Raw genomic sequence first — 25924 nt, 5'->3', positions numbered from 1 at the left:
GCCGAGGGGATCACCCGCCGCGAGCGCCCGGGCCTCGGCCGTGATCAGCGAGTCCATCGGAATCCCGCCACCCTTGTTCCTCCCAGCGTTCGGCCACTTGGCACTCACTATATCTCATGGCCGGGAATCACCCGGTCCACACCTGTTCCCCCTAGGTGCGCGGACTGGACGGTCTCCGGGGCCGGTACCCGTGGCTCGACCCCACGAAGGCGGAGGGCGGCTGGCCGAGTGCCTTGCGAAACATGGTGGAGAAGGCGCTGGGGCTGTCGTAGCCCAGCTCCAGGGCAATGGCGGTGATCGAGGCGCCGGCCGATAGCCTGGGCAGCGCCGCCAGCAGGCAGGCCTGCTGGCGCCAGGCTAGCTCACTCTCCATCCCGATAACGCCTCCGTGCCTCGGCGATGGTGCGATGGTGGGCGTCGGCCCAGGTCACCAGGGCTTGCATCGGTACGAGAAAGGAGTGGCCGAGCTCGGTGAGGCGGTACTCCACGCGCGGCGGCACTTCCGGGTAGACCGTGCGGGTGATGAAACCATCCTGTTCCAGGTGCTTGAGGGTGCGCGAGAGCATCTGCTTGGAGATGTCGCCGATCTCACGCATCAGCGCGTTGAAGCGCTTGGTGCCGGGCTGCAGGGTAATGAGTATGAGCACGCTCCATTGATCGCCGATGCGGTCGAGCACGTCGCGGATCGGGCAGGGGTGATCGAATTCGATGCTCTCGGGTTGTGGGCGTGGCATGGCGGCTCCTTGGGCGCCCATGGGTCAGGGCGGTGTGACCGGGTCGCATGGCGGTGACTTCTTGCGCAGGGGCAAGAAGTACCATAGTTTGCCGCTTGGGTCTATTTGGTAGACCAGGTCTAGAATGCAAACCAAGGAATCCTAGCCATGGCTAACGTCGCTCTTATCGGCGCATCCGGCAACGCCGGTTCACGCATCCTCAAGGAACTCTCCGACCGCGGTCACACGGTCACCGCCATCGCCCGGCATCCCGACAGGATCGCCACCCTGCCCGGGGTAACGGCCCGCCAGGGGGATGCCAACGACCGGGCGGGGCTGGCCGACGCACTGCGCGGCCACGATGCGGTGATCAGCGCGGTGCACTTTGCCACCAGCGATGCCGATACCCTGGTCGGTGCGGTACGCGAGGCGGGGGTGAGGCGCTACCTGGTGGTGGGCGGTGCCGGCAGCCTGGACGTCGCGCCCGGCCAGCGCCTCATCGACCAGCCGGAGTTTCCGGCCGAGTACAAGGAGGAAGCGAGCGCTGGCGTGGCCTTCCTGGAGCGCTTGAAGACGGTCGAGGATCTCGACTGGACCTTCCTGTCCCCCTCGGCGCTGTTCGTGCCGGGGGAGCGCACCGGCACGTTCCGCCTCGGCAAGGATACGCTGCTGAGCAACGAGCACGGCTCCAGCATCTCCTTCGAGGACTACGCCATCGCCCTGGTCGACGAGCTCGAGCGGCCCGCTCACGTGCGGCAGCGCTTCACCGTGGGCTACTGATCCCCGCCGAGGGTCACGAAGGCCGCCCCGGGCACGCGGGTGTCCGGGGCGGCGCTTGGCCGCCTCGGGTCGCGGCTGAAACATTATCAGGCTATCGGTTGTCTGACTGAACGGAGAGGGCCCATCCGACATGAAGCTCGGCATGGGACCGCATCACTACCTTGAAGGAGCTGTCATGAGCCAAGCGACCGACTACACCCCGCCGAAGGTCTGGACCTGGGACAAGGAGAACGGCGGGGAGTTTGCCAGCATCAACCGGCCCATCGCCGGCCCTACCCACGAGAAGGCGCTGCCGGTGGGCAAGCACCCCTTCCAGCTCTATTCGCTCGCCACGCCCAATGGGGTGAAGGTCACGGTGATGCTGGAGGAGCTGCTGGCGCTGGGCTATCGCGATACCGAGTACGACGCCTGGCTGATCCGCATCGGCGAGGGGGATCAGTTCGGCAGCGGCTTCGTCGACATCAACCCCAACTCCAAGATCCCGGCGCTGGTCGACCGCAGCGCGTCCGAGCCGATCCGGGTCTTCGAGTCCGGTTCGATCCTGCTCTATCTCGCCGAGCGCTTCGGTGAATTCCTGCCCGGAAGCCTGGCGAAGCGCACCGAGACCCTGAACTGGCTGTTCTGGCAGATGGGCAGCGGGCCCTTCCTGGGCGGCGGTTTCGGCCACTTCTACGCCTATGCGCCCCAGAAGCTCGAGTACGCCATCGATCGCTACGCCATGGAGGCCAAGCGCCAGCTCGACGTGCTCGACCGGCGCCTGGCCGAGGTGCCCTATCTCGCCGGGGACGACTACAGCATCGCCGATATCGCCAGCTGGCCCTGGTACGGCCAGCTGGCGCTGGGCCGGCTCTACGACGCCGGCGAATTCCTGCAGGTGCAGGAGTACGCGCACGTGCAGCGCTGGGCGCAGGAGATCGATGCCCGCCCGGCGGTGCAGCGCGGGCGCATGGTCAACCGTACCTTCGGGGAACCATCGATGCAGCTCCACGAGCGCCACGATGCCAGCGACTTCGAGACGCAGACCCAGGACATGTTTGAGGCCATGAAGTAAGCCACGGACGGCAGCCGGATCGGGCGATGGTGAAGCGGGCCCGCTACCTTGAGGGTGGCGGGCCCGCTGCCGTTTGGTGTCAGCCGCCCGATAATGAGGGACAGCCCCCCAGGATCGACCGTGTCCCGCCCGGCGGTGCGGTGCCCCGCTGCGGTCGGTGAGGCTGACTGTCGATTGCCGGCCGGTCCATTCGACAAGGAAGGGAACGGCCCAACACGAGGAGAGACGAACATGCGATTCATGGTCATTGTGAAGGCGAGCGACGATTCGGAGGCCGGCAAGCTGCCGAGCCAGGAGCTGCTGGAGGCGATGGGCAAGTACAACGAGGAGCTGGCCAACGCCGGCATTCTCCTTGCCGGTGAAGGGTTGCAGCCGAGCAGCAAGGGCGCGCGCGTACGCTTCTCGGGCGACCGGCGCATCGTCATCGACGGCCCCTTCGCCGAGACCAGGGAGCTGATCGCCGGCTACTGGCTGTGGCAGGTGCAGTCGAAGGAGGAGGCCATCGAGTGGGTCAAGCGTTGCCCGAACCCGATGCCCGGCACCGAAGCCGAGATCGAGATCCGCCAGGTGTTCGAGGCCGACGACTTCGGTGAGGAGTTCACGCCGGAGTTGCGCGAGCAGGAGGAACGCCTGCGCGCCCAGGCCGCCGAGCAGCAGCAGCGCTGAGCGGTGCCGGTAGCGATGCCGCCGGCGAAGGGACGTCAGACGTCCGTCGGGGGCTCAATTCACCTGGGTGACCAGCACCGGGGCGGTGCCGCGGTGGAGCATGCCGAGCTTGCGCGCCGCGCGCTTGGAGAGATCGATGATGCGCCCCTTGACGAAGGGGCCGCGGTCGTTGATCAGCACTTCCACTTCCTGGCCGGTGTCCGGGCGGGTGACCAGTACCTTGGTGCCGAAGGGCAGGTCCGGGTGGGCCGCCGTCAGGGCCTGCTGGTCGAAGGGTTCACCGCTGGCGGTGCTGGCGCCCTGGAAGCTGTCGCTGTAGAAGGACGCGATGCCCTGCTGGGTCTCGGCGGTCGTGTCGTGGGCCTGCGCGTTGCCGGCCAGGCCGGCCGCCAGCAGGCCTGCCAGGGAGCAGGTGAGAATCGGGCGGAAGCGGTTTCCCATGGAGTTACCTCAGGGTTCTCGTGCGGCGGATCGCGCGTTCATCGAAGCGATGAGGTGCCGGTGGGCGTTAGCATGGTAACCGCCATGGCCGCCGCCGGCAACCCGGCGTGAAGATCGAGGATGTTGTCGACTGATCGAGGAGGTTCGTGAAACGGGGCGCCGTGGCCGTTGGGCGCGGGATCGACCGCACGACGCCCTGGTCATGCCCGGGGGCACGAGCGGCCATGGGGCCATCGTAGCGTCTCGCGCGGTCGTGGTGGGCGATGCCCTCGGGGACAGCCCCTGACGGCCGTTATCCGGTCGCTTTTCCTCTCTTGCCCTGCGAGATTGTCCCGGCCAGCTGTGGCATCTTGGGGTTTTCCGAGAGGAGACAGCCGACATGGCAACTCTCTTTACCCGCATCATCCAGGGCGAGCTCCCGGGTCACTTCGTCTGGGAGGATGAGCGGTGCGTGGCGATCATGACCCTCAACCCGATGAAGCCCGGTCATCTGCTGGTGATCCCCCGCCAGGAGATCGACCACTGGGACGACCTGCCGGCCGAGCTGTCCGCCCACCTGATGGCGGTGTCGCAGAAGCTCGCCAAAGCGCTCAAGCGCGCCTTCCCCTGCGAGCGGGTGGGGATGCTGATCGTCGGCCTGGAGGTGCCGCACGTGCATCTCCACCTGGTACCGCTCGACCGGATGCAGGATATCCGCGTGGAGGGCCTGGCCCAAGCCGAGGCCGAGGAACTCGCGGACGCCGCCGCCCGGATCCGCGCGGCCCTGGCTTGATCGAAACCTTGCTTGAGGTTCTAGGCTGTGGCGTATCGCTCGACCGAGAGGGATGTGAACCATGCAGCGTGTACAGCCAGACGTCTGGGAGACCGAAGTGGAGAGCCCCTTCCCGGGGCTCACCGTGCATGCCTACCTGCTCGTTCGCGAGGCGGGTAACGTGCTCTTCTACAATACCGGCCACCGCCACGAGATCGAGCGGATGGCGGAGCTGGGCGGCGTGGCCTATCAGTACCTGAGCCACCGTGACGAGGTGGGGGAGACCCTGACGCTGGTCCACGAGCGCTTCGGCGCCAGGTTGGCCGGCCACCTTGCCGAGCGTGACGATTTCGCCCGCGTGCGCACCCCGGAGATCCTGTTCGACAAGCGCGAGCGGCACCTGGACATCATCGAGGTGATCCCCACCCCCGGCCATAGCCCCGGCAGCACCTGCTTCCTGGTGGATTCCGCCCACGGCAAGCGCTACCTCTTCACCGGCGATACCCTCTACCGCACCAAGGATGGCGGCTGGCGCGCCGGCTTCATCCCCGGGCACAACACCCCGGAGGATCGGCACACGCTGGCCGAAAGCCTGCGGCTGTTGAAGACCCTCGAACCCGACGTGGTCTTCTCCAGCGCCTTCACCGGCGAGGCCGGTTTCCAGGAACTCGCCCCGGGGGAGTGGCCTGGCCTGGTGGATCGGGCGCTCGCCGAGTTGGCGGGGCAAGAGGAGGAGTCACATTGAATGAACAACAAGGGCACCGTTCGGCAGTACCTCGACGGCTTCAACGCTTCCGACCACGAGCGGATTCTTGCCTGCCTGACCGATGACGTCGAGTGGGAGCTACCGGGGGCGTTTCATCTCGTCGGCAAGGCGGCGTTCGATGGGGAAATAGAGAACGACGCCTTCGAAGGCAGCCCGGTCATCACCGTCACCCGGCTGGTGGAAGAGAATGACGTCGTCGTCGCGGAAGGCAAGGTGCAGACCAGGAAGAAGGGGGGCGACGTCCTGAACCTGGCATTCTGCGATGTCTTCCTCATGGAGCACGGGCTGATCAGGAAGCTGACCAGTTACCTGATGGAGGTGAAATAGCGCCAGTGCCGAGCGGGGAGAGGCGGACCTTCAGCGTTCTGTGCGACGCACCGTTCGGCTCCGCAGGCCGGTGAACGCGGTCTCCAACTCGCCGACGCTGGCGACGCCGCGTATGGCGTCGGTGCGCTGGCCCTGTTCATCGAACAGCACGATGGTGACCTCGTCGACCAGTTGCTCACCGGCGAAGCGCGCTCCCTGGGTGGTGTTGATGTTCACCACGCGCCAGGCGGGCGGATGTTCGATATTGGCCAGCGCCCGCTCGGCGTTGTCGCGCAGGCGACGGCTTGCCGAGCGGCGCTGATCGAACACCTGCACGGCGACCGGTTCGCCGCTGCCGATCACGCTCAGGTCGGCCAGCGCGCGGACGTCGCGCTCCTCGAGAATGAGCCAGGTCGCGGGCACGGCGAGGAGGGCCAGGGCGATCAGGAGACCGCGCACCAGGCGGCGAGGGCAGAAATGCCGTCGCGTCTTACCGGCGTGGGAGGGGGGCTTGCTCGAGGGCCCGGTCGGCTTGTGCCGCCTGTTCCTGGTTTTCGGCATGCGAGGCACCTCCTGGCGGAAAAGGGCCATTCCCTTGCCTATAGTGCCCAGTCGCACCGTCGCGGACAATATATCGCCGGCGCCCCCATCGGTTGGATGCCGAAGGAAGGGAAGGGAGTTCAGGAGGCGGCTTCCAGCTGTCGCTGGGCGATGGCCCTGGATTCCCGGTATTCCCAGGCCTCGGCAGCCATGGTCCAGTGCGCCTCGACATCATCCTCTTCGATGGCTTTTCGTATCCGAGCGATCGGCACCCGGAAGAACTCCTTGCGCGGGTTGACGCGATTGACCTGCTGCTCAGAGAACTGGCGGTGGAGCTCTTTCTCCAGAGCCGGAGCGTCATCCGAGTAGATCATGGCATGCACGTCGAACGAGAATGGGACGCTGGCATCTCCGAGTTCACGTACCCGGTCGAGAGGTTCGAGCCGGCGCGTCATGCCGATCTTGAATACATCCTCGCCGAATGAGCCGAGGTTGGAGATGATATAGACATGGCCGCGTTTGGTTTGCTGGGCCATGGAAAGGGCCCTCTGGCCCCGGGATTCGGCTTGCTCTAACTGCTGTTCGAGCTCTGCCAGGCGAGCCTGGAACTGGGCGCGTTCCTCGTCGTTGGCGCTTTCGAGCTGCGTGCGAGCCTCCTCCATGGCTTTGGCCAGCATGCGTTCTTCCTTCTCCGCTTGCTTGATGGCTCTCTCCATTTCGCGCCGGGCCTTCTCTTCCTCTCGCATTTGCTCGCGGATCTCACGTTGCTCTTCCTGTTCGATCCGGCGCAGTTCCATGGTGGCCACCGCCCACTTCAGTTCATCCAGACGTGCCTGGAGGTAGAGGTCGGTGATGCGGGCATTCTTGAACGCCTTGCCGTTATGGTTCACCACGGCACAGGCATCGAGTATGGCCTGTCGAAGCTTGCCGTAGTTGTCGTGTTTGACCTTGGAGAGGATGGAGTCGACCTTGCCGTTGAAGGCATCGACCGCGAAGTGGATGGCGTGCTCTCGACGCGTCCGCTCTACATAGTCGCAGTCGCCTGCGCGCCCGTTCCTGGCCATGTTGCGGCTGTGTTGACGGACCTGCTTGAGTTTCTCGCCAGCCTCCTTGTGTGAAAAGTCCTCGGCCAGGTCATCGAGCAGGCTGGCATTGGGGACGATATAGTCATCGTGGTAGCCCTCGATGATATTGCGCATGGCCTTGGCCGTCTGCTCATAGAGCTTGGCGTCTTCCACGGCCTTGAGTGCATTGCCGGCGGTCTCTTCGGCCTGTCGACGAGCGTCTTCGATGATCACGCGAGCCTGCTGGTCTGCCTTGGTGATGATGGCTTCGGCATTCTCTCTGGCCTCCTTGCCCTGGGCGCGACCTTCGCTGAGAATTCGTTGCTTCTCCTGTTCGGCCTCCTCCAGCAGGTGAGCGGCTGCCCGCTGGGCCTGCTGCTCGAGCAATCTTGCCTGCTCAGCGGACTCGAGGGCTGCATTCTCCGCTTGGTGTATCAGCACCTTGGCTCGTACGTTGGCGTCGTGCACTGCTTCATACTGCCAGAGATGCTCGACCGACTTCCGTATGTGCTCCTGGTCCTTCTGGCTGGCCCTGGCCTGTCGCCGATAAATCAGTGCCGCTACCCAACCCGATAGCGCCAGACAAAGTATGACAACCAGGACGATGGCTCCTTCCGACATGATGCCTCCCTGCGTGTTCTTCTTGGGGTATCCAGACGTAGCTTGCCACACTGTGCTCGCTTGACATGTAGGTGATCACCGACAAGAGAAAAGTGGCGCATGACGGTAGCTGGCCCCCTTAGTCGCTCTCTCCCCATGCGTGCAGGCCGCGGGCGACGAGATCGTCCGCCAACGCCCGGGCCGCCAGGGCGAACTCCACACGCGCCATTGCCAGCGCACTCAGGTCACGCGAGACGACTTCCCGTTCCACGCGATCCAGGCGCACCTTGGCTCTTGCCAGCCGACGCCCCAGTGCAGCATCGAGCCGGATGCAGGCAGGCGGCGTATCAGGCATCGGGAATAGCTGATCCACCAGGTCATCGGACAGCGCGCATGACATTCTCGAGACTTCCATCACATGAACTCCTCGGCTTCGCCCCGATCTCACCACCGAACTCCTTGATGCCGGCCCATAAACCGGAGATTCCTCAATGTGTGTCGTCGTGCCAGTGCTGCCCCTTGAAGCATCTGTATTGGGTCGAGAGAAGAAGGGAGAACTCTCTCCCGTGAATATAGTGTGTTTTTATGTAAGTCAAGAAGTGTTTCGGAGATTCGCCGTCGGGCAATGACGTCGTTGCAACTTTCCCGATGCAAGGCGGGAGACCGCTGGCGTCGGATCGTGCCGGAATTCAGGTCCGGGTGGCGAGGCGGCCCAGGGACGGGGTGCCATGGATATCGGGGTGGCCGACTATCCGACATGAAAACACCCCATCCGGCCCGGGGCCGAATGGGGTGCGGTAACTGCCGGCAACGTCATGCCCTCAACGCTGGTGCTCTTCCTCGAAAAGCTCTGCCTTGGCGTGACGCATGACGTCCTCGCAGGCGGCTTGATGGGCCAGTTGCAGGAGCAGGCCCTGGGTCACTTCGAAGCCCTTTCCCAGGCAGGTATCGATATCCTGGCGGCTCACTCGAGGGGAGACGTTGCAGTCGATCTTGATCGTCCTTCCGCCACCGTCCAGCCTGTCGGCGAACTCCCGGATGCGCCAGGCGATACGCGCTTTCCAGCTGGCCGATTCTTCCACGCCTTCGTTTACGCTAAACGTGCACTGCCATTCAGGTTTGTAGACCTTCATGAGAACCTCCCGTGCTGGCTTGAAAGAATGATCGATCGTGGTTTCTGCTCCGTAGTCCGTAGATAAATGTCTTGCCAGGCCATCATACAGGCTTTCCGCAGCCGGGATAGTGCAAGCAGCGTGAAAGCCGGCCATCGGTATCGGGCCGGCGCTGCTCGGCTCGATGCCCGGTAGCTGACCGAAGAGATCTTCGAGTCAATGATAGTAGCGGTTGTGGTGAGTCCGAGGGGACACGGCGGTGGCGCCCGATCAGGGCGCGCCTGATACGTCAGCGAAGGTAGCCAGCGATGGCCTCGTGGGCGGCGCGCTGCACCAGGGCCTGCTGGGCCCAGAACTGCAGCACTTCGGTGTCAAACGGGCGGGGTTGCGGTCGTGTGGTGTTCATGGTGTTGGCCCTCCTGAAGGGACTACACCACCCAGCGTAGACGCATTCTTGTTGCGGTGCAGCATTTTTTCTTGTGTCAGCAAGGCATCCATTAGCCAAGCGTGGTTGCAGGCCAGTGAATGCGGCATATCCACGGTGTGCGGTGCCAGACGATGACGCCTTCCCGGCTCTTGCTGCCCCTATCACCGCGCCTGGATGCACGAACCTGTATCCTGTCGGGGCGGTATCATGCAGGGCACAACGTCAGTGGCAGCTCGGGAGGGGGCCAGGTGGGAGTATCGATCGATCGGCACAGGAGCAGGCGAGGGGTTTTCGGCCATGGAGCGCGGGCAGGGCGGTGGTTGCTGATCGCAGCACTCGGTCTGCTGACCACCGGCTGTGCGATGCTGGCACCGTCGCCGCCGCAGGATCAGGGCAATATCTGCGAGATCTTTCGCGAACAGCCGCAATGGTATGACTACGCCCGTGATTCCCAGGAGACATGGGGCACCCCGATTGCCACACAGATGGCCTTCGTGAAGCGGGAATCCTCGTTCCGCAGCCACGTTCGCCCACCCAGGAAACGCATCCTGTGGATCTTTCCCGGCCCCCGCCCCTCGTCTGCCCGTGGCTATGCCCAGGCCCAGGACCCGGTGTGGGGGGAATACAAGGCCGACGCCGGCAGTACGTTCGCACGCCGCACCCACATGAAGCACGCCACCGACTTCATCGGCTGGTACAACGCGCGCACGCACCGGCAGCTGGGCATTTCGCTGCATGACCCCGAACGCCTTTACCTGGCCTACCACGAGGGTGCCGGTGGCTATCGACGCGGCACCTACCGGAACAAGCCCCGGGTGATGCGGGCCGCCAGCCAGGTCGGTGCCCAGGCGAGTCGCTATCGCGCCCAGCTGGCCGCCTGTGAAGCCGAGTTCCGCTGTCGGCACTTCTATCAGGTCTGGCCCTTCTGCCGGGCCTGAGGCGAGGCCGTGACCTTGCCCGCGTGACACATGCCGGCCGGTAGGCCGGCGTGCCCGGGGCGACAGGTGATCAGTCGATCTCCACCCACCCCTCATAGGCACAGCTCAAGCAGCGGAAGAACGCCTCGTAGCCGCTCTCGGCATCGGCGTTCGCCCTGATCGAGCCCTTCTCGAAGTGAAAGGTGCGCAGCGAACAGACCGGGCAGCGCCCGACTTCATGCCGTGGCGCCTTGGGCAGGGGGCGGCCTCGGTCTGAGGCGTTGACCTGCGGGGCCGATGCCTCTTCCATTGCGCGGTCGAGCTCTGCGCTCAGTTCCGCGGCGAGCTGACGGGCCTTCTCGGCCTGGTCGCTGCCGGCGAGATTCGCCAGTTCGGTGATCCGATCCTTGACGGATGTCAGCCGGGGCGTGATATCGGCCATCTGGGCTCTCCTGCGTGTCGATCATTGTCATGGCGCTTTCCGCCTGAGCATAACCCGTGGTGGTTGCTTCGACACGATACGTCACGGTGGGACACTATTCCGGGGGAGAGCCTCGCGGCCATAGCCGAGCCACCAGCGCCAGGCCCACGGCCAGCAGCGGCGGCCAGGCGCCCGCTGCACCCAGGATCGCGAGGGTGGTCCCGCTCACCAGGCACCACAGGGCGGGAATGACCAGCAGCGGCCAGGCCCGCTGCGCCGGGGAGGCCATGGCCGCCACCCCCAGGGTGGCGATGGCGAGCGGGTCGGGGGTGAGCCCCAGGACCTCGGCACCCTGGAGCCCGCGCCCGGCGGGCAGGGCCATGAGCGGGTGCAGGATCAACGCATGGACGAAGAGGGCGAGCCCCAGGCCGCGCGGCACGCTCCACCGTGCCGGCAGGCCAAGCCCGCCCTTCAACATGCCGAGGGCGATCAGCAGCAGCGCCTGCAACACGAACAGCGGGACGACATAGCGGATCCCCCAGTTGATGGGGGCATAGCGCTGCCACAGGAAGGCCCAGGCCACGAACACCCAGGCCACGGCGAGCAGGGCGGCGATCAGGCGGGTGCCCCAGGGGCGCGGGCGCAGCAGGGCGAACAGCATCGCACCGCCCAGCCCCAGGGCCAGCAGCTGCATGGGCCACAGCGCCTGGTTGTGCAGCTCGAAGAGCCGCTCATAGACCCGCAGGGAGAACATCAGGAGGTCCTCGGGGCGATAGCTCAGCCACTCGCTCAACCCCATCTCGCCCTCCTTACCCTGGCGTCACTCACAGCGCCCGCACGTGGTCGGCCATGCGTCGGCGCAAGGCATCGTCGGGCAGCGGCGTGCCGGCGGCGGCCATGTTCTCCCGCACGTGGTCCACGCGGGTGGTGGCGGGAATGGCGCAGCTCACCACCGGGTGGGAGATGATGAACTTGAGGATGAACTGCGCCCAGCTCTCGGCGCCGATCTCCGCTGCCCACGCCGGCAGAGGCTCCCTCGCCAGGCGTTCGGTCAGCCGCCCCTGCCGGAAGGGGCGATTGACGATCACGCCGATGCCGCGCTCCCTGGCCAGGGGCAGCAGGCGCTGCTCGGCCTCGCGGTCGACCACGTTGTAGGTCAACTGGACGAAATCCAGCGGTGCGTCGCGCATGATGCGCTCGACGCCGTCGTGGCGCCGGCCGTGGGAGGTGGTGATGCCCACATGGCGCACCTCGCCGGCCGCCTTCATCCCGAGGAGGGTCTCGAGATTCGCCTCCCAGGCGACCAGGTTGTGGACCTGCAGCAGGTCGAAGCGCGGCACGCCCCAGTCACGGCGCGACGCCTCGACCTGGGCCGGCCCGCCGGCGGGGTTCGAGGTCCAGATCTTGTCCGCTGCGTAGACTTGGGCGACGGCATCGAGTGCCTCCAGCCCGTGGCCGATGGTCGCCTGCGACGAGCCGTACATCGGCGAGGAGTCGATCATGCGCCCGCCCATGGCGAAGAACTGCGCCATCACCGCGGTGCACGCCTCGAGCAGCAGCGGGTCCTCGCCCACGTTGAAGGTGATCCAGCTCCCCAGCCCGACCAGTGGCAGCGGCTCGCCGGTGGACGGCACCTCGCGCATCTGGGGTCCCGGCTGCTGTGCCAGCGCCCCGAGCGGTGGCAGCGACGCGGCGGCCGCCACCGACAGCATCCCGCCCAGCAGCGTGCGACGCGACAGGGGGTGTGGATGATGGGTCATGGTCATCTCCTGCACATGCTGCTGAAAGCAGTGTAGTTGCCTGGCGTGGCGGCTCGCGTGAGCCGCCTATACTGTGATCACACTGTGACCTCCAGGGAGGTGTTCCATGCTTGCTCGTCTGGGTTATGGGATGGTGGCGGGGCTGGTGGCCACGCTGGTCATCTCGATGTTCCTGATCCTGCGCCTGTCGGCAGGGCTCATGCCCTGGTACAACCCCATCGAGATCATGAACCTGACGGCCCAGCGCGCGCTGGGCACGCCAAGCAGCATCTACGTGGGTTGGACCATTCACTTCGTGGTCGGCACGCTGATCTGGGGCACGCTGTTCGGCCTGTTCGAGTCCGACCTGCCCGGCGGCACCGATACGCGTCGTGGACTGGCGTTCGGCGTGATCGCCTGGCTGGTGGTGATGGTCACGGTCTTCCCCCTGGCCGGCTCGGGCTTCTTCGGCCTGGGGTTCGGCCTGATAGCGCCCATTTCCACCCTTCTGGGGCATATCGTGTTCGGGCTGGTGCTGGGGGCCACCTACGGCTGGCTGCGACGCCTGTAGCCAGTGACGTGCAGTAACGTGCGACGAGCCCGCCCCGGTGGCGGGGTCGTCGCGGCTCAGGCCGGTCGTCTCGCCATGAGCTCTTCCATTTCCCGCCCCAGTGGGGCCATGTCCCGATGCCCGGGAGTTCTCCCATGACCGCTACCCTCTATCGACTCGCCGCCTTCACCCGGGACCCCAGGGGCGGCAACCCGGCCGGCGTCTGGCTGGGCGACACCCTGCCCGACGCCGCCGCCATGCAGCGCATCGCCGCCGAGGTGGGCTATTCCGAGACGGCCTTCATCGCCCCGCTGCAGGGCACCCGGCGCACGGTGCGCTACTACAGCCCCCAAGCCGAGGTGAGCTTCTGCGGCCATGCCACCGTGGCCGCCGGCGTGGTGCTGGGGCGCCTGAACGGGGCGGGCACCTACGAACTGGAGACCGCCGTGGGCAGGGTGCCGGTGACGGTGAGCCAGGTGGAGGGCGAGTGGCGGGCCTCGCTGGTGTCGGTGGCACCCGAGCACCGAGCGGCAGCTCCGGCCCTGGTCGAGGAGACGCTGGCCATCCTCGGCTGGCAAGCGGCCGAGCTGGACCCGGGCCTGCCGCCGGCCAGGGCCTATGCCGGCGCCTGGCACCTGGTGCTGGCGGCGGTCTCGCAGGATCGACTCGACCGGCTGGACTACGATTTCGAGCGCCTCGAGGCGCTGATGCAGCGCGAGGACCTCACCACCCTGCAGCTCGTCTGGCGCGAGTCGGCGACCGTATTCCATGCCCGCGACCCCTTCCCGGTGGGCGGCGTGGTGGAAGACCCGGCTACCGGCGCCGCGGCGGCGGCGCTGGGTGGTTACCTGCGCGATGCGGGGCTGCTCGAGGCGCCCGCCCGGCTGATCATTCGCCAGGGCGAGGCGATGGGCCGGCCGAGCCGGCTCGAGGTGGACATCCCCGCGACCGGGGGCATCGTGGTCACCGGCACGGCGGTGGAGCTCTAGCGGCGGCGGGGCGCTGCTTTTGCAGCGCCTCCTCGCCGTCCGTCGACGGATCAGCCCCGAGCGTCAAACTAGCGGCGATAGCCCTGCTGCCTGACCGATATTTCGGTATTCTCCGGCCCTTTCTGTTATCATGCCCGCCTTCCCTTGCCATTCCCCCGACTCTCGCCTCCTGGCTCCCGCCATCGCTCGCTTGTCGCCCGGCTCCCGCCCTCTATCGCAGGTCTATTTCCGTGTCCGATTCCTCCTTTGATTCCCTGCCGCTGGCGCCGGAGCTGCTGGCCAACCTCGACTCGCTCGGCTACCACGCCATGACGCCGATCCAGGCCGAGAGCCTGCCGCTGATGCTGGCGGGGCGCGACGTGATCGCCCGGGCCAAGACCGGTTCGGGCAAGACCGCGGCCTTCGGCCTGGGGCTGCTCTCGCGGCTGTCGGTGACGACCTTCCGGGTGCAGGCGCTGGTGCTCTGCCCGACCCGCGAGCTGGCGGACCAGGTGGCCGGCGAGATCCGCCGGCTGGCGCGTACCCTGCCCAACGTCAAGGTGCTGGCCCTGTGCGGCGGGGCGCCCTTCGGCCCGCAGCTCGCCTCGCTGGCCCATGGGGCGCACGTGGTGGTCGGCACCCCGGGCCGGGTGGAGGAGCACCTGCGCAAGGGCTCGCTGACGCTGGCGGCGCTCGAGACCCTGGTACTCGACGAGGCCGACCGCATGCTCGACATGGGGTTCCAGGCGTCGATGGAGGCGATCGTCGCCGAGACGCCGGCCAGCCGGCAGACCTGGCTGTTCAGCGCGACCTACACGGACGGCATCAAGCCGATCGCCGAGGGCCTGATGCGCGAGCCGGCCACGGTGGAGATCGCCGAGGTCCACGACGCGACCAGCATTCGCCAGCACGTCTACCGGGTGGCGGACGAGCCGGCGCGCTTCGAGGCCCTGTGCCGGCTGCTGCTGCACCATCGGCCCGAGTCCAGCGTGGTGTTCTGCAACACCCGGCGCGAGACCCGTGAGGTCGCCGAGGCTCTCGGCGAGGCGGGCTTCAGTGCCCTGGCACTGCATGGCGACCTCGAGCAGCGCGACCGCGACCGCATCCTGGTACTGTTCGCCAACCGCAGCGCGTCGATCCTGGTGGCCACCGACGTGGCCGCGCGCGGGCTGGACATCGAGGCCCTGGACGCGGTGTTCAACTACCAGATCGCCCGCGACCTCGAGGTACACGTGCACCGCGTCGGGCGCACCGGCCGGGCCGGCGGCTCGGGGGTGGCCTGTACCCTGGTCACCGAGCAGGAGGGGTACCGGCTGGTGCGGCTCGGCGAGTTCCTGGGCGAGGCCCTCGAGGAGGGGCCACTGCCGGGTCGCGCCGTGCTCGAGCGGGACCCGCTCACCCCGCCCATGGCCACGCTGCAGCTCGACGGCGGCAAGAAGCAGAAGGTACGCCCCGGCGACATCCTCGGCGCCCTGACCGGCGAGGCAGGGCTGCGTGGCGACCAGGTGGGCAGGATCAAGGTGCTCGAGCGCAGCGCCTACGTGGCCGTGCAGCGCGGGGTCGCCAAGGCGGCCCTCGCCCAGCTGAGCACGGGCAAACTCAAGGGGCGCTCGTTTCGCGCCCGGCGCGTCAGCCGCTGACGGGAAAGGGGGAGCATGAAGATACCCAAGAGATTGCAGCCGCTGGTCGATGACGGCCTGATCGACGAGGTCGTGGCCCAGTTGATGAGCGGCAAGGAAGCGCAGGTCTATGTGGTGCGCTCGGGCGGCGAGCTGCGCTGTGCCAAGGTCTTCAAGGAGGCCAAGCAGCGCAGTTTCAAGCAGGCGGTGCAGTACCAGGAAGGCCGCAAGGTGCGCAACAGCCGCCAGGGCCGGGCGATGGCCAAGAAGTCCCGCTATGGCCAGAAGGAGCAGGAGCAGGCCTGGCTGAATGCCGAGGTGGACGCCCTCTACCGGCTGGCAAGCGCCGGGGTGCGGGTGCCCCGGCCCCATGGCTTCGTCGACGGCGTGCTGCTGATGGAGATGATCCATGATGCGGAGGGCTATGCGGCACCGCGGCTGGATGACGTCACCCTCGGTGCCGAAGAGGCCCGCGAACACCACACCCGGGTGATCGGCGAGGTGGTGCGCATGCTGTGCGCCGGCCTGGTGCACGGCGACCTGTCCGAGTTCAATGTGCTGCTCGATGCCCGGGGCCCGGTGATCATCGACCTGCCCCAGGCGGTGGACGCCGCGGGCAACAACAGCGCGGCGATGATGCTCGAGCGCGACGTCGACAACATGCGCGCCTACTTCGGCCGCTTCGCGCCGGAGCTGCTCGAGACCGACTACGCCAAGGAGATCTGGGCGCTGTACGAGTCGGGCGAGCTGCACCCGGAGAGCCGGCTGACCGGCTGCTTCGCCCATGACACCCGCCTGGTGGATGTCGATGACCTGCTGGCGGTGATCGAGGATGCCCGGGAAGAGCAGGCCGAGCACCTGGCAGCGTTGGCGCGCAGTGAACAGGATGACGCCGACGAGCGGTAGGGCGGTACCCCCTGACCCTCGGGAAGCCGGCCGCTAACGGGTCGCAGGGGCGCGGCAGCGACTGCAGGGGATTGAAAATCGTGCGGTCGTCCCCATGACAATTGCGTAGTCCCCCGGACTGCCCCGTGATGATGTCAACCGCGTGATCGGTTGGGAGGTAGGCGAGATGAGACCCTTGCAGATCAAGGAGCATTGGCGTGATTGGCTGATGTTGTTGTTCGGTGCCTGGTTGGTGGCGTCTCCCTTCGCCTTCGGGCATGCCATGGCCGACGCCGGGATGGTGATGTGGGTTCCGGTGCTGATCGGCGTCGCGGTGATCGTGTTTGCCGTCGCCGTGCTCAGGAAGACCCAGGTGTGGGAAGAGTGGATCCTGCTTGCCCTGGGGGCTGCGCTGATCGTCGCACCCTTCCTGCTCGGGTATGCCGGCGTCACGCTGGCGATGTGGAACAGCGTCATCATGGGTCTGCTGGTGGGTGGCGATGCCGCCTGGTCGCTGTTCGTGCTGACCCACCACGAGGGCAAGAAGACCGCCTGAGTCCGTCACGCCCATGATGTCATGACAAAAACCGGGGAAGGGGGGCAAGTGCCCCCCTTCTCTTCGTCGTGCGTCCTCCGGCCTAGCGCCCGCCGGAAGGGAGCAGCCATGGGCATGCCGGCGGGGTGGGCGGCTATCCCCGCCGATCGAGGGCAACGCCTCATCCCGCCGATCCTGAGGTAACTTGCATTCTCGATTCAGCTTTTGACGCCGGCGAGGTGGTCGTGCTATTGACGAGAGTCGCAATGTTTCCGCATCAGCATCGGTCAAGGTCGCATGGTCAGCACTAATAAAGGGCGGCTGGATTGATCGCGCGGGATTTGCCACCGTGAGAGTACCCCATGCAAGTCGCGACCCAGTTTGAGCCTCATGATCATGTCGTCCAGTTCTACGCGGACGAGACCTTCCTTGCCGATGTCGTGGCCGACTACCTTCGGGCCGGTGCCGCCGCCGGCGAACGCCTGCTGGTACTGTTGACGGCGCCCCATCTGGCGGCCGTGCTGCAACGGCTGGAAGCCGCAGGCCTGGACACCGGCGCCGCCATGTCGAGTGGGCAACTCGAGGCATATGATGCCGACCTCATCCTCGAGACCATCATGCGCGACGGCATGCCGGTCGAGGCGCTGTTCGAGCGGCACCTGCTTGCCGGCATCGAGGCCGCCAGCCCCGTGCCCACCCGCGCCTTCGGCGAATTGGTCAACCTGCTGTGTGCCCGGGGCAACGCCGAGGCGGCGGTGCGGCTGGAGGCGCTCTGGCACGCGGCCTGCCATCGCCTGCCGATGACCTTGCTGTGCGGCTATGCCCTGCAGCATTTCGATCGGCCCGAGGATCAGGCGGCCTTCGACGCCATCTGCGATCATCACTCCCATGTCTTGCCGGCCGAGCACTACAACCGGCTGGAGTCGCGGCAGCAGCTGCGCGAGGTCTCCCGCCTGCAGCAGCAGGTCCAGGCGCTCCACCACGAACGCGCCTCCCGCCGGCAGGCCGAGCAGAACCTGGCCGCGGTGCAGGAGTTGTGCGGCGAGATGCTGATGGAGCTGGCCGACCACGCCCTTCACGATGGGGTGACCGGCCTGACGAACCGCCGCCATGCCCAGCAGCGGTTGGCGGAGCTCATCGCCGATCTTCCCGGCCAGCGGGGCAGGGTGGCCGTGTTGCATGTCGACATCGACCAGCTCCAGGCCATCAACGAGTCGTTGGGCCTGGAGATGGGCGACTACTACCTGCACGAGACCGCCCAGCGCATCAAGCGCTGTCTGGGCGGCAGCGGGATCGTCAGTCGCCTCGGCAGCGATGAGATGATGGCGGTGCTGCCGGGCATCGAGCCGCTGGACGAGGTGCTCAAGGTCGTCGAGCGCCTGCTCGACTGGACCAGCAAGCCCGTCGAACTGGGTGGCCACAAGGTGGTCGCGAGCTGCTGTATCGGCATCAGCCTGTTTCCCGAGCATGGGCGTACGGTCGACGAACTGATGCGTCATGCCAATCGCGCCCGGCGCCATGCCCAGCGTCTCGGTCGTCGCCGCTACCATGTCTTCACCCCCGAGTTGCGCGACGACGACTTCGATCGCCTCGCCCTGCGTAGCGAACTCCGCGAGGCCCTGCCGCTCGGTGAGCTGGAGCTCTACTACCTGCCCACGCTGAGTGCACGCAGTGGCCAGGTCGTGGCCATCTCGGCACAGCCGCGCTGGCAGTCGAGCCGGTTCGGCACGATGGAATCCGCGCGCTGGATGTCGGTTGCCGAGGAGGCAGGCCAGGCGGCCATCATCGGCCAGTGGGTGCTGGCGAGGGCGTGTCGCCATGCCAAGGCCTGGATCGAGGCGGGCCTCGACCTGCGGGTGGCGGTGCAGGTCTCGACCGCCGAGCTGCTGGATGGCGAGATCGTCGACCGGGTCGGCGAGATCCTGGACCATAGCGGCTTGCCGGGCGAGATGCTCGAGCTCGAGCTGAGCGAGAGCGGCCTGATGCGTGCTCCCCAGCGGGCCGCGGCCATGCTCGAGCGGCTCAAGGCGCTCGGCGTGCGGCTGACCGTCGACGAGTTCGGCAGCGGACACTCGATCCTCGGGCACCTCAACCGCTTCCCGATCGATACCATCAAGATCCACAAGCCGTTCATCGCCGGCTGCCTCGACACCCCCCACCATCAGGCGATCATCGGGTCGATGATCGGCATGGCCCACCAGCTGGGGCAGCAAGTCATCGCCGGCGGCGTGGCGACCCGGGGGCAGGCCGATTACCTGCGCCAGCAGGGGTGTGATCTCCTGCGGGGGCCCCTCTGGTCGCGCATGGAGTACCGCGATGTCCCCGATGAGGAGGCTCCGGAGTAGCGCCATCGTGCCGGCACCCGGCACGGCATCCATCTATCTGGCATCATCGGTGGATCGCTTGACGGACAATCGAGGAGCTGCCCATGAGACTGCAACACGCCACCTGGCCGGAGGTGGAGGCCTATCTCCAACGCGAGAAGGGCATCATCGTGCCCATCGGCTCCACCGAGCAGCATGGACCGAACGGCCTGGTGGGCACCGATGCGATCTGCCCCGAGGCGATCGCCTGGGCGCTGGGCGAGCGGCACGGCGTGCTGGTGGGGCCGACCCAGGCCATCGGCATGGCGCAGCATCACCTGGCCTTCCCGGGGAGCCTCACCCTGCGGCCGAGTACCCTGATCGCGGTGCTGCGCGACACCATCGTCTCGCTGGCGCGCCACGGCTTCACCCATGTGTTCTTCCTCAACGGCCATGGCGGCAACATCGCCACCGTGAACGCGGCCTTCGCCGAGGTCCAGGCGGAGCGCAGCCTGCAGGGCCAGAGTGGCGAGCTCGAGCTGGCCCTGTTCAACTGGTTCGCCGGGCGGCGGGGACGCGAGCTGGCCGAGTCGCTGTACGGCGACGCCGAGGGCAGCCACGCCACGGCCTCGGAGGTGTCGCTCTCCTGGTTCGCCAGACCGGAAGCGGTGAAGCAGGTGCCGATGTCACCGCAGGTCGCCCCGACGGGCAGCGCCCAGTGCGATGCCGACGAGTTCCGCCGCCGCTTCCCGGACGGCCGCATGGGCTCGGACCCGTCGCTGGCCAGCATCGAGCACGGCGCCCGCTTCCTCGAGGCGGGGGTGGAGGACGCCTGGGAGGCCTACCGGGCCTTCGTCGGTGCGTCTCGCTAGCGGGGCCATTCGGTCGACACCGGCGATACGAACCATCTTGTAATCGCCGATGGCTGGCGTCATCTTCCCTTTGACACCGCTGAAGGACGAGACCGCCATGCCATCAGCCGACCTCTGGAAGTCATCGAAGGCCACTCGCCACAATGGGGGGGAGACTCCACCGTCGCACGGGCCGCGGGAACCCGCCCAGCCGCCTCGTCAGCAGTGGCTGCTGTTTCTCTGGCTCACCTTCGGCATCCTGCTGCTCTTCCACTTTCTCGATGCGGCCGAGCGACCGGTGCGGATCGAACTCGGCTACTCCGAGTTCCTCGAGGCGGTCGACGCGGGCCATGTGGAGCGCGTCACGCTGCGCGGTCAGGCGGTGGAGGGACGCTTCTCCGATGCCGGTCAACGCGCCCTGGGCATCGAGGCGCGCACCTTCACCACCATCCGGCCGGATGTGGCCGGCGAACGGCTACTGGAGCGGTTGGAGGCCGGTGGGGTAGCGATAGTGGCGCGTCCGGTGGAGCCGCCCTGGTGGCAGCGCATCCTGGCGGCGGCGCTGCCCTGGATCCTGATGCTGGCCCTGTTGTTCTGGTTCTGGAACCGCATGCAGGAACGCATGATATCGGGTGGTGGCCCGTTCAGCATGGGCAAGTCTCGGGCCCGCCAGATACGCAGCCAGGACAGCAAGGTACGCCTGGACGATGTAGCCGGTTCGGACAATGCCAAGCGTGAAGTCGTCGAGGTGATCGAGTTTCTCAAGGACCCCGGGCGTTTCCAGGAACTGGGGGCGAGGGTTCCCCGTGGCATCCTGATGATGGGACCGCCCGGCACCGGCAAGACGCTGATGGCCAAGGCCGTGGCCGGCGAGGCCGGGGTGCCCTTCTTCAGCATCAGCGGCTCCGAATTCATCGAGATGTTCGTCGGCGTGGGGGCGTCGCGGGTGCGAGACCTGTTCCAGCAGGCCAAGGAGCAGGCACCGTCGGTGATCTTCATCGACGAGATCGACTCCATCGGCCGTGCCCGGGGCACCGGCATGGGCGGCGGCCACGACGAGCGCGAACAGACCCTGAACCAGATCCTGGCCGAGATGGACGGCTTCGATGCCGACGAGTCAGTGATCGTGCTGGCGGCCACCAACCGGCCCGACGTGCTGGATCCAGCGTTGCTGCGTCCCGGCCGCTTCGACCGCAAGATCACCCTGGAAAACCCGTACCGCAACGCCCGGTACGATATCCTGCGCGTGCACACCCGCAAGGTCCCGCTGGCCGAGGATGTCGATCTGGAGCGGCTGGCTGAGCTCACCATCGGCTTCTCGGGAGCGGACCTGGCCAACCTGGTCAACGAGGCGGCGCTGCTCGCCGGTCGACGCCAGCAGCAGGTGGTGGACTGGGCCTGCTTCTCGGATGCGCGTGATCGACTGCTGCTGGGCGAGGCCAGGGAGGTCGGTCTGTCCGAGCGCGAACGCCACATCGTCGCCTATCACGAGGCGGGGCACGCGCTGCTGGCCTATTTGCTGCCTCATGCCGACCCGCTGGAAAAGGTCACGGTACTGCCGCGGGGCCGAGCCCTGGGGGTGACCGCCCAGGTGCCCAGTGAAGAACGCTACAATTATAGTGAGTCTTATCTGCGCGACCGCATCACCGTGATGTTCGGCGGTCGCCTGGCCGAATCCATCGTCTTCGGTGAGGTCAGCAGTGGAGCGGAGAACGACCTGGAGCAGGCCACCAAGCTGGCGCGGCGCATGGTGGCGCAGTGGGGCATGAGCGAGCGCATTGGCCCGGTGGCCTTCGGCCAGAGCCAGGAACACGTCTTTCTCGGCAAGGAGATCGCTCAGCCACGCGAGCACAGCGAGGCCACGGCGAACCTGGTCGACGACGAGGTGCGTCGGCTGTTGATCGGCCTGGAGACGCGCGGCCGCGAGCTGCTGGAGCGTCACCGCGAGGCACTGGATGCCCTGGCCAGCGCCCTGGAGGCGCACGAGACCCTGGAGGCGACGACGATTCGCGGACTGCTCGGCGAGCGGGTGGCCGAACCGATGAGGTGACGCCATGCTGCTGCGTTTTCTTGTCGGGCTGGTGCTGGTCTATGCCCTGGTGGTGTCGCTGGCCTGGGGCTTCCAGAGCCGGTTGCTCTACCTGCCGCACATGGGGCGCGAGCATGTCGGCACCCCGGCGGACCTGGGGCTGGCCTGGGAACCGGTGACGCTGTCGACCGAGGATGGCGTGGGCCTGGACGCCTGGTGGATACCGGCGGACGAGCCCCGCGGCGGCCTGCTGTTCTTCCACGGCAATGCCGGCAATATTTCCCACCGGCTGGCGTCGATCCGGCAGTTCCACCGGCTGGGGCTCTCGGTGCTGATCCTCGACTACCGCGGCTACGGGCGCAGCGAGGGCAGCCCCTCCGAGGCGGGCACGGCGCTGGATGCCCGCGCCGGCTGGCGCTGGCTGATGGAGGCCGGCCATGACCCCGGCGAGATCGTGCTGTTCGGCCGTTCACTGGGGGCGGCGGTGGCGGCGGAACTGGCCAGCACCCTGGCCGGCGAGACATCGCCGGCCGCGGTGATCCTCGAATCGCCGTTTCGCTCGGTGCCTAAGCTTGCCCAGCGGCTCTACCCCTTCCTCCCGGCGCGCTGGCTGGTGCGCTTCGACTACGACACCGAAGCCTACGTCACACGCATCGCGGCGCCGCTGCTGGTGATCCATAGCCGCGAGGACGAGATCATTCCCTTCGGCGAGGGCCTGGCGGTGTTCTCGGCGGCCGGCGAGCCCAAGCGGCTGCTGGAGATCCGCGGCGGCCACAACACAGGTTCCCTCGACAGCGAACCGGACTACTCGGCGGGGATCGATGCCTTCCTGCGCGAGGAGGCGGGGCTGCGGTGAACCGGATGTGCAGACGCGGGACCTGGTATTGCCCGAGCTCCGGTGCATCGAGCGCCTCATGCTCGTGCCTGATTTTTCCCATGAACCCGGCGCGTTTCGTCGCTTTTCCTGGAGGTGTCGGCGGGATGGGGCTGTACTATGTTGCCTGCCCGGCGGGTTGGTCAGGCGGGCATCCGGAGGGTCGAGGAGGGCTTGTCGGGAACCGGGGCGGTGATGCCGCTTAGGTCGGAAGGGACTCGTGGACAGGCACTCCACCAACGAGAAGGGGAAGGCGGTGAAAACTTTCACGGGTATGAAAGGACGGGTGGGCACGGGCACCCTGGCTATCCTGCTGGTGAGCTTGGCCGGTTCCGGTACTGTGCTGGCCGAGACGGACCTGAAGGCAGATGCCCTGAGTGCCGCCTGGCCGGGCATGCAGGAAGGGGCAAGGGTGGTCGACTGGGAGGGCAATGTCCTGCAGGAGGGCTCCAACGGTTTTACCTGCATGCCGACACCGCCGGTGCTTTCGGGCACCGCGCCGATGTGTCTCGACGAGCTATGGATGGAGTGGGCACAGGCTTGGCAGAACAAGGAACCGTTCACCGCCGAGTCGATCGGCGTGGCGTACATGCTGTCGGGTGATGAGGGCGCCAGCAATGTCGATCCCTATGCCGAGGGGCCCACCGATGACAACGAGTGGATCAAGGAGGGACCGCACCTGATGCTGATTGCCCCGGCGGAACTGCTGGAGAATTTCCCCACCGATCCGCACAGCGGCGGCCCCTATGTGATGTGGCAGGGGACGGACTATCAGCACCTGATGATTCCCGTGGCCGCCCGGGAGTAGACCTCGGCCGGCGCATCCGCGGCCTCGAAGACCCTTCCCGGCGCCCGATGGCGGGCCGCCGGAAAGGCGAGCGGTTGCCGCCTTAGAACTCGGCGTTGTGGAAGACGTTCTGCACGTCGTCGAGGTCGTTGAGGCTGTCGAGCAGCTTCTCGAACATGGCCACGTCGTCGCCCTCGACCGGGGTCATGGTCTGGGGCACGAACTGGATCTCGTCGATTTCGAAGTCGAGCTCGCCGAAGGCGTCGAGCAGCGCCTGCTTGGCCTTGGCGTACTCGGTGTGGGGGGCGAAGACGGTGATGAGGTCGTCCTCGTTCTCGATGTCGGTCACGTCGACATCGGCCTCCATCAGCGCCTCGAGGGTGGCTTCCTCGTCGTTGCCGGCGAAGGCGAGGATGGCGCAGTGGTCGAACATGTGGCTGACGCTGCCCGGCGTGCCGAGCTTGCTCTTGGCCTTGTTGAAGCAGGCGCGCACGTCGCCGAAGGTGCGGTTGGGGTTGTCGGTCAGGCAGTCGACGATGACCATGCAGTTGCCGGGACCGAAGCCCTCGTAGCGGGCCGGGGAGAAGTCCTCGCCGCCGACGCCGCTGGCCTTGTCCAGCGCCTTCTCGATCACGTGGCTGGGCACCTGGTCCTTCTTGGCGCGCTCGATCAGGCCGCGCAGGCTCAGGTTGCCGGCGGGATCGGTGCCGCCCTGCTTGGCGACCACATAGATCTCGCGGCCGTACTTGCTGTACACCTTGGTCTTGGCGGCGGCCGTCTTGGCCATGGATTCCTTGCGGTTCTGGAAGGCCCTACCCATATCGTTGTCCTGTTGCGTCTAACACGAGGCTGGATTCTACGAAACCGCACCGGACGCGAACAGGGATATTTTGCTCCCTGTCCGGGCGGCATGGGGCGAGTCATGGCTACACTGGCGAGAGTCTTCCCGAGATGGCTTCCCCCTTGCCGGAGCGCGTCATGGATCATCATGCCTATCGCCACGCCCTCGCCGAGCAGCTCGCCGAAAGCGAGCTGCCCTTTTCCCCCGCCGAGTTCGAGGCTCGCCGCCGGCGCGTGCGCCAGGCCATGCGGGCGGCGGGGCTCGAGGCACTGCTGCTCACCGATCCCGCCGACATCTTCTACCTGACCGGCTACCACACCTTCGAGGTCTCGGTGCACACCTGCCTGGTGGTCTCCTCCGATCGCCTGGTGCTGCAGGTGCCCTCCATCGAGACCGGTCCGGCGGTGGTCACCGCCTCGGTGGACGAGATCCTCGGCTATCGCTGGGAGGGCATCGAGGAGGTGATCGAGCCGCTGACCGAGACGTTGGCGCCGTTTCATGCCATCGGCCTGGATGCCTTCGGTACCGGCTTGCGCCATGGGCTGATCCGCGAGCTGCAGGCGCGCCTCGGCGCCGGGCGCTTCCGCGATGACGGCGGCGAACTGCTCGACCGCATCCGTATCGTCAAGTCGCCGGCGGAGCTCGACTGCCTGCGCGAGAGCGCGCGGCTCACTTCCGAAGGGCTGCGGGCGGCGATCGCGATCATCGAACCCGGCATCACCGACGACGCCGTGGCGGCGGAAGGCAGCCGGGCGCTGCTGGCCGCGGGCAGCGAGTTCATGAGCCTGCAGCCCATCGTCACCGCCGGCCGCCGCATCAGCGTCATCCACGTCAACCACAAGCGCAACGTGATCGCCGAGAACGAGCCGGTGTTCCTGGAGTTCGGCGCCGCCTTCCAGCGCTACACCGCGCCGATGATGCGTACCGCCGTGGCCGGCCGGGCGAGCCCGGAGATGCAGGCGCTGCGCGATGTCTGCCGCGCCATCTACGAGGCCCTGTGCGCCGAGATGCGCCCGGGCCATAGCTTCGACGCCGCCGCCCGGGCCGCCGAGGCGGTGCTGGCGCCCCACGCCGACCGGGTGTTCCACTCCGGGGTATTCGGCTACGCGGTGGGGGCCCAGTTCCCGCCCAGCTGGGTCGAGGGCACCGGCTATATCGCCCGGGGCCAGCACCGCGAGTTTGCGGCCGACATGGTCTTCCACCTGCCGCTCTGCCTGCGCCTGCCGGGCGAGTGGGGCATCGGCCTGAGCGACACCGTGCGGGTCACGCCGAACGGCGGGGAGGCGATCACCGACAACGACTGGCAGCTGCACGAGTGGGCAGCGGGCGGAGCCTGACGCGCGCGACGACCGCTGAGCAGGGTAGACGAACCACACCATCAGGAGGTG

General features: G+C 67.0%; 29 protein-coding genes. 18 read left to right on the top strand and 11 right to left on the bottom strand.

Going from position 1 to position 25924, the window contains the following annotated elements:
- Positions 1-151: 151 nt before the first annotated feature.
- Together MKP05_RS15865 and MKP05_RS15860 are read right to left on the bottom strand one after the other, a co-directional pair.
- Positions 152-373, bottom strand: a complete 222-nt coding sequence (locus MKP05_RS15865; protein WP_240569213.1) for a helix-turn-helix domain-containing protein — start codon at positions 371-373, stop codon at positions 152-154.
- Positions 363-734: a winged helix-turn-helix transcriptional regulator gene (locus MKP05_RS15860; RefSeq protein ID WP_240569212.1), complete on the bottom strand. Its 372-nt coding sequence runs from the start codon at positions 732-734 to the stop codon at positions 363-365. The genes MKP05_RS15865 and MKP05_RS15860 overlap by 11 nt, the downstream gene beginning before the upstream one ends.
- 147 nt (positions 735-881) lie before the next feature.
- On the opposite strand from MKP05_RS15860, the gene MKP05_RS15855 reads away from it, so the two are divergent.
- The 3 genes from MKP05_RS15855 (at position 882) to MKP05_RS15845 (ending at position 3210) form a co-directional block, all read left to right on the top strand.
- Positions 882-1493, top strand: coding sequence for an NAD(P)-dependent oxidoreductase (locus MKP05_RS15855; protein ID WP_240569211.1), 612 nt, complete (start codon positions 882-884; stop codon positions 1491-1493).
- A gap of 175 nt (positions 1494-1668) precedes the next feature.
- The gene (yghU, locus tag MKP05_RS15850) at positions 1669-2544 is read left to right on the top strand and encodes a glutathione-dependent disulfide-bond oxidoreductase (protein ID WP_240569210.1); all 876 of its coding nucleotides are present in this window, start codon (positions 1669-1671) and stop codon (positions 2542-2544) included.
- A gap of 231 nt (positions 2545-2775) precedes the next feature.
- A complete protein-coding gene (locus MKP05_RS15845; protein WP_240569209.1) occupies positions 2776-3210 on the top strand; it encodes a YciI family protein in 435 nt (144 codons plus the stop codon).
- Positions 3211-3264: 54 nt separating this feature from the next.
- Here MKP05_RS15845 and MKP05_RS15840 read toward each other — a convergent pair whose 3' ends face one another.
- Positions 3265-3651, bottom strand: a complete 387-nt coding sequence (locus MKP05_RS15840; protein WP_240569208.1) for a septal ring lytic transglycosylase RlpA family protein — start codon at positions 3649-3651, stop codon at positions 3265-3267.
- A 379-nt stretch (positions 3652-4030) separates the two neighbouring features.
- Between MKP05_RS15840 and MKP05_RS15835 the strand changes: the two genes are divergently transcribed.
- From MKP05_RS15835 to MKP05_RS15825, 3 genes are all read left to right on the top strand, one after another.
- On the top strand, positions 4031-4423 hold the full coding sequence (locus MKP05_RS15835; RefSeq protein WP_240569207.1) for an HIT family protein: 393 nt from the start codon (positions 4031-4033) through the stop codon (positions 4421-4423).
- Positions 4424-4484: 61 nt separating this feature from the next.
- A complete protein-coding gene (locus MKP05_RS15830; protein WP_240569206.1) occupies positions 4485-5147 on the top strand; it encodes an MBL fold metallo-hydrolase in 663 nt (220 codons plus the stop codon).
- The gene (locus MKP05_RS15825) at positions 5148-5495 is read left to right on the top strand and encodes a nuclear transport factor 2 family protein (protein ID WP_240569205.1); all 348 of its coding nucleotides are present in this window, start codon (positions 5148-5150) and stop codon (positions 5493-5495) included.
- Positions 5496-5525: 30 nt separating this feature from the next.
- Here the strand turns inward: MKP05_RS15825 and MKP05_RS15820 are convergent, their stop codons facing one another.
- From MKP05_RS15820 to MKP05_RS15805, 4 genes are all read right to left on the bottom strand, one after another.
- Entirely contained in the window at positions 5526-6035 is a 510-nt protein-coding gene (locus MKP05_RS15820) for a hypothetical protein (protein ID WP_240569204.1), read from the bottom strand.
- A 119-nt stretch (positions 6036-6154) separates the two neighbouring features.
- On the bottom strand, positions 6155-7699 hold the full coding sequence (locus MKP05_RS15815; protein WP_240569203.1) for an SNIPE associated domain-containing protein: 1545 nt from the start codon (positions 7697-7699) through the stop codon (positions 6155-6157).
- A gap of 118 nt (positions 7700-7817) precedes the next feature.
- The gene (locus tag MKP05_RS15810; RefSeq protein ID WP_240569202.1) at positions 7818-8093 is read right to left on the bottom strand and encodes a hypothetical protein; all 276 of its coding nucleotides are present in this window, start codon (positions 8091-8093) and stop codon (positions 7818-7820) included.
- A gap of 406 nt (positions 8094-8499) precedes the next feature.
- A complete protein-coding gene (locus MKP05_RS15805; RefSeq protein WP_110283092.1) occupies positions 8500-8811 on the bottom strand; it encodes a hypothetical protein in 312 nt (103 codons plus the stop codon).
- Between the two features lie 726 nt (positions 8812-9537).
- Between MKP05_RS15805 and MKP05_RS15800 the strand changes: the two genes are divergently transcribed.
- A complete protein-coding gene (locus MKP05_RS15800; protein WP_276316643.1) occupies positions 9538-10155 on the top strand; it encodes a transglycosylase SLT domain-containing protein in 618 nt (205 codons plus the stop codon).
- A 70-nt stretch (positions 10156-10225) separates the two neighbouring features.
- Here MKP05_RS15800 and MKP05_RS15795 read toward each other — a convergent pair whose 3' ends face one another.
- The 3 genes from MKP05_RS15795 to MKP05_RS15785 form a co-directional block, all read right to left on the bottom strand.
- Positions 10226-10576, bottom strand: a complete 351-nt coding sequence (locus MKP05_RS15795; protein WP_240569201.1) for a hypothetical protein — start codon at positions 10574-10576, stop codon at positions 10226-10228.
- 94 nt (positions 10577-10670) lie between these two features.
- Positions 10671-11354, bottom strand: coding sequence for a DUF6064 family protein (locus MKP05_RS15790; protein ID WP_240569200.1), 684 nt, complete (start codon positions 11352-11354; stop codon positions 10671-10673).
- A gap of 25 nt (positions 11355-11379) precedes the next feature.
- Complete coding sequence (locus MKP05_RS15785; protein WP_240569199.1) at positions 11380-12315, bottom strand: aldo/keto reductase; 936 nt, start codon at positions 12313-12315, stop codon at positions 11380-11382.
- Between the two features lie 106 nt (positions 12316-12421).
- Here MKP05_RS15785 and MKP05_RS15780 point away from each other — a divergent pair, with 106 nt between their 5' ends.
- The 10 genes from MKP05_RS15780 (at position 12422) to MKP05_RS15735 (ending at position 23716) form a co-directional block, all read left to right on the top strand.
- Complete coding sequence (locus MKP05_RS15780) at positions 12422-12865, top strand: DUF6789 family protein (protein WP_146218661.1); 444 nt, start codon at positions 12422-12424, stop codon at positions 12863-12865.
- 134 nt (positions 12866-12999) lie between these two features.
- Complete coding sequence (locus tag MKP05_RS15775) at positions 13000-13833, top strand: PhzF family phenazine biosynthesis protein (protein WP_240569198.1); 834 nt, start codon at positions 13000-13002, stop codon at positions 13831-13833.
- A gap of 230 nt (positions 13834-14063) precedes the next feature.
- Complete coding sequence (dbpA, locus tag MKP05_RS15770; RefSeq protein WP_110283096.1) at positions 14064-15452, top strand: ATP-dependent RNA helicase DbpA; 1389 nt, start codon at positions 14064-14066, stop codon at positions 15450-15452.
- Positions 15453-15467: 15 nt separating this feature from the next.
- A complete protein-coding gene (locus MKP05_RS15765) occupies positions 15468-16337 on the top strand; it encodes a PA4780 family RIO1-like protein kinase (RefSeq protein WP_240569197.1) in 870 nt (289 codons plus the stop codon).
- A gap of 166 nt (positions 16338-16503) precedes the next feature.
- On the top strand, positions 16504-16872 hold the full coding sequence (locus tag MKP05_RS15760; protein WP_240569196.1) for an SPW repeat protein: 369 nt from the start codon (positions 16504-16506) through the stop codon (positions 16870-16872).
- A gap of 341 nt (positions 16873-17213) precedes the next feature.
- The gene (locus MKP05_RS15755) at positions 17214-19196 is read left to right on the top strand and encodes a putative bifunctional diguanylate cyclase/phosphodiesterase (protein ID WP_240569195.1); all 1983 of its coding nucleotides are present in this window, start codon (positions 17214-17216) and stop codon (positions 19194-19196) included.
- Positions 19197-19279: 83 nt separating this feature from the next.
- Positions 19280-20026, top strand: coding sequence for a creatininase family protein (locus MKP05_RS15750; protein ID WP_240569194.1), 747 nt, complete (start codon positions 19280-19282; stop codon positions 20024-20026).
- 97 nt (positions 20027-20123) lie between these two features.
- The gene (gene ftsH, locus MKP05_RS15745) at positions 20124-22055 is read left to right on the top strand and encodes an ATP-dependent zinc metalloprotease FtsH (RefSeq protein WP_240569193.1); all 1932 of its coding nucleotides are present in this window, start codon (positions 20124-20126) and stop codon (positions 22053-22055) included.
- Between the two features lie 4 nt (positions 22056-22059).
- On the top strand, positions 22060-22890 hold the full coding sequence (locus tag MKP05_RS15740; RefSeq protein WP_240569192.1) for an alpha/beta hydrolase: 831 nt from the start codon (positions 22060-22062) through the stop codon (positions 22888-22890).
- A 238-nt stretch (positions 22891-23128) separates the two neighbouring features.
- A complete protein-coding gene (locus MKP05_RS15735) occupies positions 23129-23716 on the top strand; it encodes a hypothetical protein (RefSeq protein ID WP_240569191.1) in 588 nt (195 codons plus the stop codon).
- 82 nt (positions 23717-23798) lie between these two features.
- Here MKP05_RS15735 and MKP05_RS15730 read toward each other — a convergent pair whose 3' ends face one another.
- Entirely contained in the window at positions 23799-24515 is a 717-nt protein-coding gene (locus MKP05_RS15730; RefSeq protein ID WP_240569190.1) for a YebC/PmpR family DNA-binding transcriptional regulator, read from the bottom strand.
- A gap of 158 nt (positions 24516-24673) precedes the next feature.
- On the opposite strand from MKP05_RS15730, the gene MKP05_RS15725 reads away from it, so the two are divergent.
- A complete protein-coding gene (locus tag MKP05_RS15725) occupies positions 24674-25873 on the top strand; it encodes a M24 family metallopeptidase (RefSeq protein ID WP_240569189.1) in 1200 nt (399 codons plus the stop codon).
- Positions 25874-25924: the final 51 nt, after the last annotated feature.

Origin of the sequence: Halomonas flagellata, assembly GCF_022487945.1 — a bacterium.
GTDB classification, from domain to species: domain Bacteria; phylum Pseudomonadota; class Gammaproteobacteria; order Pseudomonadales; family Halomonadaceae; genus Halomonas; species Halomonas flagellata.
The sequence above is the reverse complement of the archived record's forward strand: the minus strand, read 5'-3'. Positions and strand labels throughout refer to the sequence as shown.